The sequence below is a fragment of the Rheinheimera sp. genome, assembly GCF_030690345.1.
Taxonomy (GTDB): domain Bacteria; phylum Pseudomonadota; class Gammaproteobacteria; order Enterobacterales; family Alteromonadaceae; genus Alishewanella.
The window spans coordinates 751,627-767,654 of the sequence record NZ_JAUYGV010000007.1 but is presented as its reverse complement, the minus strand read 5'-3'; the positions used below and the strand labels follow the sequence as shown (position 1 = coordinate 767,654).

The 16,028-nt window shown below is 49.3% G+C and carries 13 protein-coding genes; 7 read left to right on the top strand and 6 right to left on the bottom strand.

The genetic code is table 11. From position 1 onward, the window contains the following. Positions 1-75: 75 nt before the first annotated feature. Complete coding sequence (locus tag Q8O77_RS14350) at positions 76-447, top strand: hypothetical protein (protein WP_305554491.1); 372 nt, start codon at positions 76-78, stop codon at positions 445-447. 6 nt (positions 448-453) lie between these two features. On the opposite strand, the gene Q8O77_RS14345 is transcribed toward Q8O77_RS14350, so the two are convergent. Next, complete coding sequence (locus Q8O77_RS14345) at positions 454-1,713, bottom strand: glycosyltransferase (RefSeq protein WP_305554488.1); 1,260 nt, start codon at positions 1,711-1,713, stop codon at positions 454-456. Positions 1,714-1,822: 109 nt separating this feature from the next. On the opposite strand from Q8O77_RS14345, the gene Q8O77_RS14340 reads away from it, so the two are divergent. Next, on the top strand, positions 1,823-2,464 hold the full coding sequence (locus tag Q8O77_RS14340) for a hemolysin III family protein (RefSeq protein ID WP_305554485.1): 642 nt from the start codon (positions 1,823-1,825) through the stop codon (positions 2,462-2,464). A gap of 48 nt (positions 2,465-2,512) precedes the next feature. Here the strand turns inward: Q8O77_RS14340 and Q8O77_RS14335 are convergent, their stop codons facing one another. Next, positions 2,513-4,087: a S8 family serine peptidase gene (locus tag Q8O77_RS14335; protein WP_305554482.1), complete on the bottom strand. Its 1,575-nt coding sequence runs from the start codon at positions 4,085-4,087 to the stop codon at positions 2,513-2,515. A gap of 235 nt (positions 4,088-4,322) precedes the next feature. Next, positions 4,323-7,580, bottom strand: coding sequence for a sensor histidine kinase (locus Q8O77_RS14330; RefSeq protein WP_305554479.1), 3,258 nt, complete (start codon positions 7,578-7,580; stop codon positions 4,323-4,325). A 210-nt stretch (positions 7,581-7,790) separates the two neighbouring features. On the opposite strand from Q8O77_RS14330, the gene trxB reads away from it, so the two are divergent. From trxB to infA, 4 genes are all read left to right on the top strand, one after another. Then, positions 7,791-8,747, top strand: coding sequence for a thioredoxin-disulfide reductase (gene trxB, locus Q8O77_RS14325; protein WP_305554476.1), 957 nt, complete (start codon positions 7,791-7,793; stop codon positions 8,745-8,747). Positions 8,748-8,759: 12 nt separating this feature from the next. Then, positions 8,760-9,482: a leucyl/phenylalanyl-tRNA--protein transferase gene (gene aat, locus Q8O77_RS14320; RefSeq protein ID WP_305554473.1), complete on the top strand. Its 723-nt coding sequence runs from the start codon at positions 8,760-8,762 to the stop codon at positions 9,480-9,482. Beyond that, positions 9,475-10,176, top strand: coding sequence for an arginyltransferase (locus Q8O77_RS14315; protein WP_305554470.1), 702 nt, complete (start codon positions 9,475-9,477; stop codon positions 10,174-10,176). The genes aat and Q8O77_RS14315 overlap by 8 nt, the downstream gene beginning before the upstream one ends. 94 nt (positions 10,177-10,270) lie before the next feature. Continuing rightward, the gene (gene infA / locus Q8O77_RS14310) at positions 10,271-10,489 is read left to right on the top strand and encodes a translation initiation factor IF-1 (protein ID WP_019676586.1); all 219 of its coding nucleotides are present in this window, start codon (positions 10,271-10,273) and stop codon (positions 10,487-10,489) included. 81 nt (positions 10,490-10,570) lie between these two features. On the opposite strand, the gene clpA is transcribed toward infA, so the two are convergent. Both clpA and clpS read right to left on the bottom strand, forming a co-directional pair. After that, on the bottom strand, positions 10,571-12,838 hold the full coding sequence (clpA, locus tag Q8O77_RS14305) for an ATP-dependent Clp protease ATP-binding subunit ClpA (RefSeq protein WP_305554463.1): 2,268 nt from the start codon (positions 12,836-12,838) through the stop codon (positions 10,571-10,573). Positions 12,839-12,892: 54 nt separating this feature from the next. Continuing rightward, complete coding sequence (gene clpS / locus Q8O77_RS14300) at positions 12,893-13,213, bottom strand: ATP-dependent Clp protease adapter ClpS (RefSeq protein WP_305554461.1); 321 nt, start codon at positions 13,211-13,213, stop codon at positions 12,893-12,895. Between the two features lie 191 nt (positions 13,214-13,404). On the opposite strand from clpS, the gene cspD reads away from it, so the two are divergent. Further along, the gene (gene cspD / locus Q8O77_RS14295) at positions 13,405-13,623 is read left to right on the top strand and encodes a cold shock domain-containing protein CspD (RefSeq protein WP_173499766.1); all 219 of its coding nucleotides are present in this window, start codon (positions 13,405-13,407) and stop codon (positions 13,621-13,623) included. A 100-nt stretch (positions 13,624-13,723) separates the two neighbouring features. Here the strand turns inward: cspD and Q8O77_RS14290 are convergent, their stop codons facing one another. Then, on the bottom strand, positions 13,724-15,952 hold the full coding sequence (locus Q8O77_RS14290) for an NADP-dependent isocitrate dehydrogenase (RefSeq protein WP_305554454.1): 2,229 nt from the start codon (positions 15,950-15,952) through the stop codon (positions 13,724-13,726). Positions 15,953-16,028: the final 76 nt, after the last annotated feature.

The window sequence follows — 16,028 nt, the reverse complement described above, 5'->3', positions numbered from 1 at the left end:
ACATTTGTCTAACAGTGGCAAAATGTTGTATAAATAGCGGGCTAGTTGCTTAAATAATGTCTGTTAAGGATCCGTATGAGTAAATTGGACAAAGATCAGGTTGTTGCTGATTTTACCGCAGCCTACAAAGCTGCATTTGGTAAAGCGCCGCAACTGGAACAAAAACCAGGCTGGTTCAGCGTAGATGGTGGTAAGAATATCCGTCTGGCAGAGCTGGCTGAATTAGGCGCCAGCTACAGTGCTGAAAAAGGTGCTGCCAAAAGTGCCGCCAAAGCCAAACCGGCAGCAGAAAAGAAAGCAGCTCCGGCCAAAGCGGCAGCCAAACCTGCGGCGGCAAAACCGGCTAAAGCGGCGAAAACCAAGAGTAGCGGTAATGGTCAGTCTGCAGCAGCAGTCTGGACAACGCGACTGGGTGACAAACAACGTCAGCCAAGAGGTTGTCGTTAAACAGCGTCAGTCTGGCTGTGTTATTGCAGCCAGACGCGTTTTTGCTTCAATCCACTGCCCCATAAACTTAGTGCTACGGTAGTTATGATGCCTCAGCATTAGCCCGGTAAAGTTTGCCTGGCGGTGACTCTCAAGCTCCTGCTTTACCCCGCTAAATTGCTGCCAGATCCGTTTCTCATGTTGTAACAAAGCAAACTTTTGCTGCACGATATGCAGTCCTGTTAGCTGTGCCTGCAGCCAAAGCTCAGGTTGTTGATACAAACTTACTGCCGCCATAGCAATACTGTTGCTATCGTCTGCTATTACACCGCCCCAGTCGCCCTGCAGGGTCATACCTTCAGCCCCGGTTTCAGTGGTCACATTGGGTGTGCCGCAGCGCATAGCATCGAGCAACTTGCCTTTTAAACCGGCACCAAAGGCCAAAGGCGCCAAACATACCCGGGCTTGCTGCATAACGGCTAACGCATCTTCAGCCCAGCCTTTAATTAAAAAGCCCTGCTTTGGATTATGCAGTGCTGTGGCTTTTGGCGGCGGGTAGGCACCGTAAATATGTAATTCTGCCTGCGGCAGCTGTTGGCGGATCAATGGCCAGATTTCCTGCTTTAACCACAATACGGCATGCCAGTTAGGGGCATGACGGAAATTGCCGATGGCAATAAAATGCTGCCGGGCGTCATAATCCGGCGCCGGCAGCAGCGGCAATTCATCAAGCAAAAACGGACAGTAGCAGAGTAACGCCGGCGGCACCCGGTAGTGCTGTTGCAGTAACTGCAGTTCAAACTCTGAAATTACCAGCGTCAGGTCGCAGCGATAAATAGCCGCAATTTCGCGCAGTGCCAATTCAGAGTTCAAATCTTCAATCGCTACAGCCTTGCCGGCTTTAAAACACTGCTGCCGTGCATCGCGCAGCGCATGACAATCCTCCATATCCAATATCCGCAGCGCCAGCGGACACGCCTGCTCTACCCGCCAGCCAAACTGCTCCTCAAGCATAAAGCGGTCAAACATTACTGCTTGCGGTGCCTGTTGCTGCAACCATAGCTCAAAGCTGCTGTCATTCAGCCGGATACTGTGTTCTGTTACACCAAGTTCAGTCAGCGGATAACGGTGCGGCCCGGGCTCAGCTGCGCTGGCAAAGCTGACCTGCCAGCCCTTGGCCAAAAACAGCTTAATTAAGCTCAGCATACGATACCCGGCTGCAGAGGAGTTTGGCTCCGGCCATACATAGCCAATAATCACCAACATTGGCAGCGCACTTTGTGACATAACCGCTCCGGAAAAAACCAGCATTCTACCTATAATTCCCGCCGGCGAACAGCTTGGCAGCTGTGCATGTCATGCTAAGATGGCTTGTATTTTCGCAAGGTAAATTGATATGACAACCACCCATTACTCCGCAGTTGAAGAGCTGTTACATGCTATCAGCCATGGCATAGGCGCTGTACTCAGTGTTATTGCGCTGGTATTAATGTTACTGGTGTCGGTGCAGGCCGGCGACAACTGGCATCTGGCCAGCAGCATTATTTACGGCGGCAGTCTTATCCTGCTGTACTGCAGCTCCACCTTGTATCACTCGATTCACAGCATTGAGATAAAACGCCGGTTGCGCCAGCTGGATCACGCCGCAATTTTTATTCTGATAGCCGGTACCTACACGCCCTTTACGCTGGTAAATTTACGTGACAGCTGGGGCTTGTGGCTGTTCGGCTTGATCTGGGCTGTCGCGGTGGCCGGCGTCATTATTGAACTGGCTACCGGACTAAAATACAAAAAATTGTCACTCAGTTTATATCTGGGCATGGGCTGGTTGGTTATTCTGGCGATAAAACCTATGCTGGAAAATGTAGCCCCGGGCGGTATGTGGCTGCTGGTTGCCGGAGGGTTGAGTTATTCCTTTGGGGTGATTTTCTACGCCTGGAAACGCTTGTTTTTGCATCATGCCATCTGGCATCTGTTTGTATTGGCAGGCAGCATTTTACATTTTTTATCAGTGTACTATTACGTACTGCCGGTTTAACGGCAAAAAAACAGGCCGGAGCATTCCGGCCTGTTAATATCGGCGTTATCAGTACTGATAACTGAAGGTTACGCCACTAAAGGCGGAGTAAGCACGGATGCCAACATGCCAGGTGCCGGTTTGCGGGTTGTTAATGGTACAGACTTCATTATTACCATTCAGGTATGGCCGGCAATTGTAAGCCGTTGTGGTAGGCTCGCTGCCATAACGCACATACAAGTCAGCATCACCTGTGCCACCGGAAATCTGGAAGGTCACTGCCGATACACCTGATGGGATCTGGTAGCTGCCTCTTAACCATTGGCCACTGGTTGCCGACAAGTTAGGGAAAGTAGCACCACCACCCGGAGGTGGTTCGCCGCCACCTGAGCCATCACAGCCATTGTTGGTCAGGTAATCATGTGCAGCTTTGGCCTTCACTATACCCCAGCCATAAGATGTATCACGTCCTGCTGCACCACGATCTTCTGCAGTGGCATTCAGTGCGCTGCGGATCTCTGCAGCAGTACAATCCGGATGATTACTCCACACCAGCGCCGCGACACCGGCAACATGAGGTGAAGCCATCGACGTACCACTGATGCTGTTGTAGCCACCGTTGTTCCAGGTTGAGTTGACACTCACACCGGGGCCGGCAATTTCAACCTGTGAGTTACGTTGCGAAAAGCTGGCTAAAGATGCAGAAGAGTTTACTGCCGCCACTGACACAACTGCATTGTAGGATGCAGGATACGAGAAGCTGGTGTTGCCGCCGTTACCTGCTGCGGCCACTAACAACATGCCACCATTGTAAAAGTTGGTCATAGCGGTATTTTCTGTTTGGTTGGATGAACCGCCACCCAAACTCATATTTACCACTTTCGCGCCGGCATCTTTACAGGACTGGATAGCAGTAATCAGGTTTGACGCCGTCGTCCAGTTGCCGGAATTGTTGAAGATTTTAACAATATGCACGCCAGCCTGGCCGGAACCGATAACCCCCACTACGCCACTATTGTTGTTCAGTGCCACCATAGTACCGGCAACATGGGTACCATGGCCGTTACCATCCTGGTACCAGTTACCATGGCCGGAAAACGAATAGCCGGTTACACCTGAGCTTTGTAAATCTTCATGGCCGGAGGTATAGCCGGTGTCTATTACACAAACTTTGGTGTTGCCGGCACTGCCATCACTTACCTGGTTAGCCTGCACCATGGTAATACCATAAGGCGTAGTTTGTGCCATCGGCGTGATCACATCCATTAAGTAGCGCTTATGATCTTCTTCGATGTATTCAACATTAGGATCGCTTTGCAACAATTTGCGCTGCTTTGCTGTTAACTCCGCCACACTGGCATGCACGGATTTAAGATGCGATAACGCATTAACATTAGCTTTTTGTAAAATCTGCTGTGCCCGCAATGTCGAGAACTCTGCCCGCTTAGCGCTGCCGTCTACACTCATTTGAGCAACCGGCTCTTTAAATTTAATAATGTAGCGGGTGGCTTTGTCGTCAGCCAATTCAGCAAGGCTAAGTTTTGGTTCTGGTTTTTTCATGCCTTCGGCAACAGCAACAGAAGTCAGGCTTAGTGCAAAACAACCGGCAGAAGCGGCTGCCAGTATAGTCATCATCTTTTTCATTATATTACCCTTGGTTAATTTTTATGGTCCTTGTTGTAACTGCGGCATCCTGCTGCTTAAAAAATAACCACCTCACTACCAAAACACCATTACAATAGCATTATAAATTCTTTACAAATGTATGAGATAAACCCATATCAGGAAAAATAGATAACTATCAGAAACAAATTGATTTATTCGGGAACAAGACACCAGAGAAAAACATTAAGTTACTTATGTTAATGTTTTGGCGGCATTATGCGGGTGTTAAACACAAGGCTAATTTAAACCAAAAAATACTGCCCTCCCCCGGGGTTGTGCTGAAACTGATCTGCCCCTGGTGATTTTCAATTATTTTTTTACAAATGGCCAAGCCCAGTCCGGTGCCCTCTTTTAAGCGGCTGTCAGAACTGTCGGCCTGAGAAAATTTCTGAAAAATCCGCGATTGAAACGCCGCAGGTATACCTGCACCGCAATCTTCTACTTCAAAGCGGACATCATGCTCGTTACTGCTTAATCTGACCACAACCACAGACGCCGGCGGTGAAAATTTAACTGCATTAGAAATCAGATTATCCATCACCTGGCGCAAGCGCAACGTATCTGCCTGCACCCACAAAGCTTCGCTGCCCGCTGCTGGTTCAAATACCAGATTTATTTTAAAGCGCGCAGCATAAGGCTGCATGGCAGACACGGCTTGTTGCGCCAGTTCAGATAAATTAACTTTAGCCAGATTAAGGGTAAAGGTGCCGGCAGCAAACTTTTGCAAATCGAGCAAATCATTAATCAATTGCGCCAGCCGCTCGCTGTTGCTTTGTGCAGTTTGCAGCATGTTGTTATAAACCGCGGTGTCCGGCGTGACCACTTTCTGCGCAATCAAGCCTATGGCACCGCGTATTGCGGTTAAGGGTGTGCGCAGTTCATGACTAACGGTTGCAATAAACTCGTCTTTGAGTTTATCCAAGCGCTTTAATTCACGGTTCGTTTTTGCCAACTCATCTAAACTTTGCTCCAGTTGTTTAGTGCGTAACGACAAGGTAACCGAGCTTTCCTCCAATGCACGGGTGCGTTCTGTTACCCGGGTTTCCAAAATCAATTGTGCTTTGGCTTTATTTTCCATTGCGCCTTGTAGCAAACGATTAATTTGCCGGATATGCCGCAACCGGTACTGATGCAGCAACCACAACAGTGCCAGTAGCATTAATACGACTATCAACAATACGCTGCGTTGCTGCCACCAATGCGGCAACACTAAAACAGTAGCCACCTGCTGCTCGTCGCTAAATACGCCATGGTTATTAGAGGCTTTGAGCCATAACGGATAAGTGCCCGGCGCAAGATTAGCATAGTAAGCAGTATTGCCCTGTGCCTGCACCCAGTCCTGGTCAATGCCTTCAAGCTGGTAGTAGAACCTGTTACGCAGTGGATCCTGAAAATCCAGAGCGCTGAATTCAAACATCATAGTGTGCTGTGTCGGCAGAATCTCTATCAATGGCCAGCTGTGCTGATGCGGCCTGAATTGCCGGGGCTGCTGATCTATCATTAGCGACGACAGTACCGGCAGGGGTTGTTGCCGGTTACTTTGCAGCGACTCCGGCTTTACCACCACTAAACCGGCCACAGCGCCAAAGTAAAGTTTATGCTTGCCGGCATATACGGCATTGGCATTCAGCTCAGAGCTGACCAAACCATCCTGACTATTGTAATGAATAAAGCGCTGCGTCGGGTCCGGGCGAAAACTCAGGCCATTTGCAGTCATGAGCCACAACTGTTGTTCATCCATTTGGTAGCCGCCTAAAACATTATTTGCCGGCAGGCCATCTGCAGTAGTAATAAGTTGGCGCCTTCCGGTTGCACGATCGTACAGTACCGCGCCCTCACGGGTGCACACCAGCAACTGCTGCGCATACTGCCTGACACAATGCACATCATCATGCGGCAGCTGCAACCTGGTGTGCTTGCTACTGCTGTGCTGAATAATATTGCCGTCGGTTAAATCTATTTGGTACAGCCCGCTGTAGCGGGTAGCCACCCATAGTTGTTGATCGGCACTGACAAACACATTTTGCACGGCATCGCCCACCCGTGTACGGGCAAGATCTTTCAGCCAGTGCCGGGTGTGCCCGGTCTGAGGTTGCCAGGCAACAACGCCCTCGCCCCATAAACCAAGATAAAAAGTGCCGTCATTCGCAATGTGCAAATCTCTGACATTACGGTTAACAACACCGGCCAGGACAAAGGGTGTATCAACCCTTTCCAGGGCCGCATTATTGTGCAGAAACAAGCCGGTGTCAGTTGCGATATAAACATGCTTATCCGGCGTTTGGGCAATAGCATTTACCCGGCTGTCGGTCATAATCTGCTGATAACTGCCGTTGCCGCTGCCAGTATTGGTATCGAGCAATATCACTTTATCCGTGCTGCCCAACCATAGCTGCTGTGCAAACTTAAAAACTGCCGTCACCGAAAAGTTTTTACCGGCAAAGGCCGGCGCATAATCAGCAATACCACTAAAGGATTTGCTGGTAATAATACTGCGGTAAACCCCGCCTTCGCGCGATCCCAGCCAGAGAACACCGGTTCTGTCCTGCAATATACTGCGCACATTAACCTGGGCTAGCCGGGCGACGCCGGTTAAGGCTGCAGCACCGGCTGGTGCAGCCATATCAAAACGATGCAATCCGGTATAGCTGCCGATCAGCAAGTCATTATTACTGCGATCAAACGCCAACACGTTAATAAGCAAGGATCCTGTTCCGATAATAGCAGCGTCACTTAATTTATCGTTTGCAAAAGAATACTGATACAAGCCGCTGCGGCTGCCAATCCACAGTTTGCTGCCATCCGCCAACAAAGCCCGGATTTCATTGGCACGGCTTAAACGGTCTGCCCCGGGCACTAATTCAACCACCTTACTTAAGCCACTATCAGCTTGCCAGCGGTGCAAGCCGGCAGAGGTACCAATCCAGATACTGCCATCCTCTGATTGGCTCAGGCTCCAAATACGCTGATCAATCAATGGCTGTGCGGCATCTGCAGCACCTACAGTGATGATTTGAAAATCCGTCGTTATTTTGCTTAAGCCAGTTGCCGTGCCCACCCAGATATTGCCGGCGTTATCCTGCAACAACGCTTGTACCAGATCACCGGCAAGGCCATCTGCACTGGTAAAACGGTGTAATTCGCCGCTGTGTGCATCGATAACGGATAACCCCAGCCCCCAGGTGCCGGCCCAAAGCCGATCTGCATTATCAAATATGATAACGCCGACATCGGGAGTTTGATGTTGTAATTGCTCAGCAGCAGTTAACAGCGAGAACGAAGCAAAACGATAACCGTCGAAACGCAATAAACCGGAATTGGTTGAACCCAGCCAGATAAAACCGGTTTGATCCTGATTAACACTGTAAACAGTGGCATTAGGCAAGCCGTCATCAACGCCGATGCGTTGAAAACGTTCAACAGACAGTGCAACGTTGCTTACCAGCAGTAACAAGACTGTGATGAGCTGCACTATGAAAATGGTCCATTTTTCGCGGTAGTGCAATACAACCTCGGGTTTGGTTGCGGTATGAACTGAAAAGCTGATTTAAACAATAGCATAGCAAGCAATGCTTTACAGTACAGTTCAGATTAAATGTCCGGCACTACTTTCGCTTGGGGTTGCATTCTTTTAGAATCGTCGCCATTACCGCTTTTAACTATGTAGTTCCCGGAGAAATGAATGTCTGACACCAAACACAGTCGCCTGCTTATCTTAGGTTCAGGCCCTGCCGGCTATACCGCTGCAGTGTACGCCGCCCGTGCTAACCTGAACCCGGTGCTGCTTACCGGTATGCAGCAAGGCGGCCAGCTGACAACGACCACAGAAGTGGAGAATTGGCCCGGTGATGCCCACGGTTTGACCGGTCCGGCCTTAATGGACCGGATGCGTGAGCACGCTGAAACCTTTAACACTGAAATTGTGTTTGACCATATTCACACAGTAAACCTGCAACAGCGTCCCTTCACGCTAACCGGTGACAACGGTGTGTACAGTTGCGATGCGCTGATTATCTGTACCGGTGCTTCTGCTAAGTACCTGGGTTTACCATCCGAACAAGCCTACAGCGGCCGCGGCGTATCTGCTTGTGCAACCTGTGACGGTTTCTTTTACCGCAATCAGAAAGTAGCCGTTGTTGGTGGCGGTAATACAGCGGTAGAAGAAGCATTGTACTTATCTAACATTGCTGCAGAAGTGCATTTGGTGCACCGTCGCGACAGTTTTAAAGCAGAAAAAATTCTGGTCGATCGCTTAATGGCTAAAGTGGCCGGCGGTAATATTGTGCTGCACACCCACCGTGAACTGGATGAAGTGCTGGGCGATGAGATGGGTGTAAACGGCGTACGGTTAAAGTCGACCAAAGGTGAAGCAGACGAGCAACTGGCGCTGCAGGGCGTGTTTATCGCCATTGGCCATCAGCCTAACACCGACATTTTTAAAGGTCAGCTTGAGATGAATGGCGGCTATTTAAAAGTGCAGAGCGGCAGCGAAGGCAATGCTACGCAAACCAGTATTGAGGGCGTATTTGCCGCCGGTGACGTGTCTGATCATATCTATCGCCAGGCCATTACCTCTGCCGGTACCGGTTGTATGGCAGCACTGGATGCAGAGCGCTATCTGGATGCGCTGAGTAAGTAAACCGGTTCGGCTATGGCCATTTACCTGCCTGAGCTATCTGCGCACGATGTCAGTTTTCCACCACTGCATCGTGCGCTGAGCAACCCCGACGGTTTGCTGGCAATGGGCGGCGATTTATCGCCGTCCCGCCTTATCAGCGCTTACTCACAAGCCATTTTCCCCTGGTTTAGCGAAAGTGATCCCCTGCTGTGGTGGAGCCCGTCGCAACGCGCCATTTTTGCCCCGGATACGCTGAAGCTTAACCGTACCTTGAAAAAACAGCTCAAGCGCTATCAGCTGCATTTTAGTGTTAACACTGCTTTTGCGCAGGTGATGGCACACTGTGCTGCGCCAAGAGCAAAACAACCCGGCACCTGGATCTTGCCTGAAATGCAACAAGCTTATCAGCAGTTACATCTGCAAGGTCACGCGCACAGTATTGAGGTATGGCAGCAGGATACATTGGTTGGCGGCTTATACGGTGTGCTGGTGGGCAACCTGTTTTGTGGTGAATCGATGTTTAACTTACTGCCGGATACTGCCAAGCTGGCACTGGTTGCTCTGCAGTACCATTTACAGCAGGTAGCGCCCGGCTGGATTGACTGCCAAATGCCCAACCCGTTTTTACTACAACTGGGGGCTCAGAGTCTGCCGCGCGCAGATTATGTCAGCTTGTTACACCGTTCTGCTGCGCAGCAAATACCAGCTTCACACTGGCAAGCAGGCTCACTGATACTGGAGCTAACCAATGCATGAGCTGCGCTTTGGCCTCACTGCACCGGCACAATGCAGTTACCTGGCGCCGCAACAGGAGCAACTGGTGTTTTTGCTACCCGAACAGCCGCTTGACGCTGCGCTATATCAGCAACTACTGCAACTGAATTTTCGCCGCAGTGGTGAACAGGTTTATACCCCGCACTGCCCGGCCTGCCGCGCCTGTCATTCTGTACGCATTAGTCATACAGACTTTAAAGCCAGCCGCGGCCAGCGCCGCATGCTGAATAAAGCTGCGCGTGCCGGTTGGCACTATAAACTTCGTGACGCTATCAGCACAGATTACTTCGCGTTGTTTTCCGCCTATATCAGCCATAAACACGCCGACAGCAGTATGTTTCCGCCAACACGGCCACAACTTGATGCCATGCTCGGTTGCAGTTGGTTAAAAGTGCGCTATCTGGAGCAGTACTATCAGCAACAACTGGTGGCCGTTAGTATAGTAGACGAAACTGCAGACGCTTACTCGGCGGTATACACCTTCTTTCATCCTGATGTCAGTGCTTTCTCGCCCGGCCTGCTGGCCATCTTGTATTTACTGCAATGTGCAGCACAGCAGCAAAAAAACTGGCTGTATCTGGGGTACCAAATTGATGAGTGCCGGAAAATGGCCTATAAGGCGGCTTTTTTACCCCAGCAGCGGTTTATTCAGGGCGAATGGCACTCATTTGGCTAAAAAAGCGCTTGTCGCTTTACTTATGCTGATGATTTCGGCACAATCTGCGCAGTTTTTTTATGGTTCACCCAAATTTAAGAGGCAAGTGCGCTGAATGGCGAAGGAAGACGTAATTGAAATGCAAGGTACCATTTTGGATACCCTGCCAAATACCATGTTCAAAGTTGAACTGGAAAACGGCCATGTCGTTATCGCTCATATTTCAGGTAAAATGCGTAAGAACTACATCCGTATTTTAACCGGCGATAAGGTAACCGTTGAGTTAACACCATACGATTTAAGCAAAGGCCGTATCGTGTTCCGCCAGCGTTAAGCCGGCCCAAATAACCTGACAGCTAATACAAACCCGGCCAATGCCGGGTTTAGTGTTTTAACCAGAGCTATAACAGCCAACTTAATCTGCCAGTGCGGCTTCTTTTGTGGTCTGGTAGACAAAGCTCAGCTGATCATTGAGCAAATCGACACGTACATCTCCGCCATGCATCAGACGACCAAACAAAATTTCATTCGCCAACGGCTTTTTCAGCTGCTCCTGAATAACCCTGGCCATCGGCCGTGCGCCCATGGCATGGTCATAGCCTTTATCTGCCAGCCATTGCCTTGCGGCGCTGCTCAGCTCCATTGACACCTGTTTTTTATCCAGCTGCACCTGCAAATCACAAACAAACTTATCGACAATTTGCAGAATAATGTCAGCCGCCAAATGTTGAAACCAAATAATACCATCCAGCCGGTTTCTGAATTCCGGACTAAAGGTACGGTTTATTTCCGACAACGCATCATGGCTATGGTCCTGTTGTTTAAAGCCAATCGATTTACGGATGGTTTCCTGCACCCCAGCATTGGTGGTCATGACCAACACTACATTGCGAAAATCAATTTTGCGGCCGTTGTTATCAGTTAAGGTACCGTGGTCCATCACCTGCAGCAAAATGTTATAAATATCGCTGTGTGCTTTCTCGATTTCATCCAGCAACACCACTGAATACGGATGCTTCGATACCGCATCAGTCAGCAAGCCGCCCTGCTCAAAGCCGACATAGCCTGGCGGTGCACCAATTAACCGGCTGATCGCATGGCGTTCCATATACTCGGACATATCAAAACGCAGTAACTCAACGCCTAATGCTTTTGCCAGTTGCTTGGTTACTTCGGTTTTACCCACACCCGTCGGGCCGGCGAACAGGAAGTTACCTATTGGTTTTTCTTCGTTACCCAAACCAGAGCGTGATAAACGGATGGCCGAGGTTAATACTTCAATCGGTTCGTTCTGACCAAACACTACTAACTTTAAGTTACGGTCCAAATTAGCCAGTACATCTTTATCTGACGCCGATACCGACTTCTCCGGAATACGCGCCATCTTGGCAATCACATGCTCAATCTCCGGCACGTTAATCACTTTTTTCCGTTTAGACAATGGCAGCAAGCGCTGACTGGCACCGGCTTCGTCAATAACGTCTATGGCTTTATCCGGTAAATGCCGCTCGTTAATGTATTTAGCAGACAACTCTGCCGCAGCCCGAATGGCCTTTTGCGTATAACGCACATTGTGATGCTGCTCGTAGCGCTCTTTTAACCCCAGCAGAATACGGGTGGTGTCCTCTACGCTGGGTTCCGCCACGTCAATTTTCTGGAAACGACGCACCAGAGCGGTGTCTTTTTCAAAAATGCTTTTAAATTCCTGATAAGTGGTCGAGCCCATGCAGCGCAAACGGCCACTGGATAACAGCGGTTTAATCAAATTACTGGCGTCCATTACGCCACCGGAGGCCGCACCGGCACCGATGACGGTATGAATTTCATCGATGAACAAAATGGCGTCTTTTTCCCGCTCCAGCTCTTTCAGTAAAGATTTCAGCCGCTTTTCAAAATCACCGCGGTATTTGGTACCGGCCAACAATGCCCCCATATCCAGCGAATATATAGTGGCATTGGCAATCACTTCCGGCACTTCGTTATGCACAATACGGTACGCCAGGCCCTCGGCAATAGCGGTTTTGCCAACACCGGCTTCCCCCACCAGCAGTGGGTTGTTCTTCTTACGCCGGCACAATACTTGTATCGCCCGTTCCACTTCATGCTCACGGCCAATCAGCGGGTCGATGTGGCCATTTTTGGCCTGCACATTCAGGTTTGCGGTGAAATTTTCCAGATACTTGCTGTCATCAGCAACCGTTTCGGTGCCTTCTTCCTGTGTATGCTCGTCATGCTGTTCAAGTTTTTCGGTTTTGGTTACACCGTGTGAAATAAAATTCACCACATCCAGCCGGGTAATATCAATTTTCTTCAACAGGTATACGGCTTGCGATTCCTGCTCGCTGAAAATAGCCACCAGTACATTAGCTCCGGTCACTTCAGACTTGCCGGATGACTGCACATGAAACACCGCACGTTGCAATACACGCTGAAAACCCAGCGTAGGCTGAGTATCACGCTCTACCTCACCGTCCGGCAGCACCGGTGTGGTGGAATCGATAAAGCTGGCCAACTCCAGCCGCAGTTTTTCTATATTGGCGCCACAAGAGCGCAGTGCATCACCGGCTGCAGGGTTATCCAGCAACGCTAATAATAAATGTTCTACCGTCATATATTCATGACGACGCTCACGCGCGAACCTGAAAGCCAAATTCAGAGTTAACTCAAGATCTTTATTTAACATACACCACTCCTAATCCACCTGAGTAACGACACCAGAATCATGCAAAGACTTACCTTATGCGCGCTCCATGGTACATAGCAGCGGGTGTTGATGTTCCTTCGCGTACTGCATCACCTGCTGCACCTTCGTTTCCGCGATCTCCGCGGTAAAAACGCCACAAATTCCTTTACCCTCATAATGCACTTTTAACATCACTTCGGTTGCCTGTTCATACTGCATATTAAAAAAGCGACTCAAAACATCGATAACAAAATCCATCGGAGTATAGTCGTCGTTATGCAGTACCACTTTATACATCGGCGGCGGCGCCACACGTTGCCGTGTTAACTCCTCCAAACCACCATGTTGTACGTTGTCTTCTTTATTGCCGCTCATAAACTATAGCCACGCCTGTGTATTCCATCAAAGGAGCTTTAGGTTAATTATTGGTAAATTTTAAGTTTAATTTTGCAAATAACTTGACTACATGCTCAAATTATCTACATTAGTTGTTGGGATCAACAACAATCCCACCATCGAGACTAAGAATACAGAATTTAGCTAACTTAGAGAAGGAAGTAAGTTGTATGGCTACCGGTAAAGTAAAATGGTTCAATAATGCCAAAGGATTTGGATTTATTCGTGAAGATGGCCGTGATGAAGATATCTTTGCTCATTATTCAACCATTAGCATGGACGGCTACCGCACGCTAAAGGCCGGACAAGATGTCGAGTTCGACTTGTCTGAAGGCCCTAAAGGTTTACACGCCGTGAATATTAAAGTGCCCGACGACCTGATAGAGTAATTATTCGCACGACCGATATTCGCATAGTGCTAAGCTAATTGACGGCACAAAAAAGCAGGCGTAATGCCTGCTTTTACTTTTTGTTTAACACCGGTTTAACTTAAGCGTTGGCTAACGCCTGGTTAAAAGTGTTGCTTGGGCGCATAGCTTTAGCGGCCAGCTGCGGATTAGGTTTGTAGTAACCACCAATATCCACTGCCTTGCCCTGGGCACCGTTTAACTCAGCGATAATAGTCGCTTCCTGCTGCTGCAGCACTGTGGCCAGCTTAGCAAAACGGGCCTGTAGCTCTGCGTCAGCGGTTTGCGCAGCTAAAGCTTCTGCCCAGTACATCGCCAGGTAGAAATGGCTGCCACGGTTGTCCAGCTCGCCCAGCTTACGCCGTGGTGACTTATCGTTATCTAAAAACTTCGCCGTTGCTGCATCCAGTGCATCAGCCAACACTTTGGCTTTATTATTACCGGTTACCTGGCTTAAATGCTCCAGTGACGCCGCCAGTGCTAAAAACTCGCCCAGCGAATCCCAACGTAAATAATCTTCTTCGATAAACTGTTCTACGTGCTTAGGGGCAGAGCCGCCAGCGCCGGTTTCAAACAGGCCGCCACCGTTCATCAACGGCACCACTGACAGCATTTTAGCACTGGTACCCAGCTCTAAAATCGGGAATAAGTCGGTTAAGTAATCGCGCAGTACGTTACCGGTTACCGAAATAGTGTCCAGCCCCTGTTTCATGCGTTGCAGCGACAAGCGGGTGGCCTCTACCGGTGCCAAAATTTGGATATCCAGGCCACTGATATCATGCTCTTGCAGATAGGCTTTAACTTTAACAATCAGCTGAGCATCATGCGCCCGTGCACTGTCTAACCAGAACACCGCCGGAGTATTACTTAAGCGTGCGCGGTTTACCGCCAGTTTTACCCAATCACGAATTGGCGCATCTTTTACCTGACACATACGCCAGATATCGCCTTGTTCAACCGCGTGCTCAAACACGACAGTACCTTTGCTATTCAGTACCTGAACTTTGCCGTCAGCAGCAATTTCAAAGGTTTTATCGTGCGAGCCGTACTCTTCCGCTTTTTGTGCCATCAAACCTACGTTAGGCACTGAGCCCATAGTGCGTGGATCGAAAGCACCGTTTTTGCGGCAAAAATCTATCGTTTCCTGATAGACACCGGCGTAACAACGATCCGGGATCATCGCTTTGGTGTCTTTTAACTTACCATCCGGGCCCCACATCTGGCCTGAGCTTCTGATCATCGCCGGCATAGAGGCATCGATAATCACATCGCTTGGTACATGCAGGTTGGTAATGCCTTTATCAGAATTCACCATCGCCAGGGCAGGTTGGGCAGCGTAGCAAGCTTTAATATCAGCTAATACTGCTTCCTGTTTAGCCTGCGGCAGCGTGGCAATTTTGGCAAACATATCGCCGGCGCCGTTATTTACGTCTACACCCAGTTCAGCAAACAGCGCCGCATGTTTTTCAAACACCGGTTTAAAAAACACCGTAACCGCATGACCAAATAAAATCGGGTCTGACACCTTCATCATAGTGGCTTTTAAATGCAGTGATAACAGCACATTTTGTTGCTTAGCTGCAGCAATTTCTTGCTGGTAAAAAGCGCGCAGTGCATTTTTGCTCATGGTAGCAGCGTCAATCACTTCGCCGGCCAGAACAGCCACTTTTTCTTTTAATACCGACACAGTGCCGTCGTTTGCCAGCAATTGAATTTTCAGTGTATCGGTATCGGTAAAGGTAGCCGATTTCTCGCTACCGTAAAAATCGCCCTGTGTCATATGCGCCACATGAGATTTAGAATCTGCGGCCCAGGCACCCATACTATGCGGGTTTTTCTTTGCGTATTGTTTAACAGATGCCGGCGCTCGGCGGTCTGAGTTACCTTCACGCAGTACCGGGTTTACCGCACTGCCTTTAATTTTGTCATAGCGCGCTTTAACATCACGCTCTTGTTCAGTTTTTGCTTCAGCCGGATAGTCCGGTAGCGCATAGCCTTGTTGTTGTAATTCTTTAATTGCCGCTTTTAACTGTGGAATAGAAGCGCTGATATTCGGCAGCTTAATAATGTTGGCGTCTGGCTGATTCGCCAGCTTGCCCAGCTCAGTTAAGGCATCGTTAATGCGTTGCTCAGGCTTTAAGAAATCCGGAAAGTTGGCAATAATGCGGCCGGACAGAGAAATATCACGGGTTTCTACCGCAATACCGGCAGCAGCTGAAAATGCCTGCACTATAGGCAGTAGAGAATAGGTCGCCAACGCCGGCGCTTCATCCGTTTCAGTGTAGATAATTTTTGCAATTTCTTTTGACATGTTAGTTCCTGTAATGTGTTTGCGATCAGCTGGCTTATGCTGGCCAGTTCGCACCTTCATCCGGGCGATGTTGATG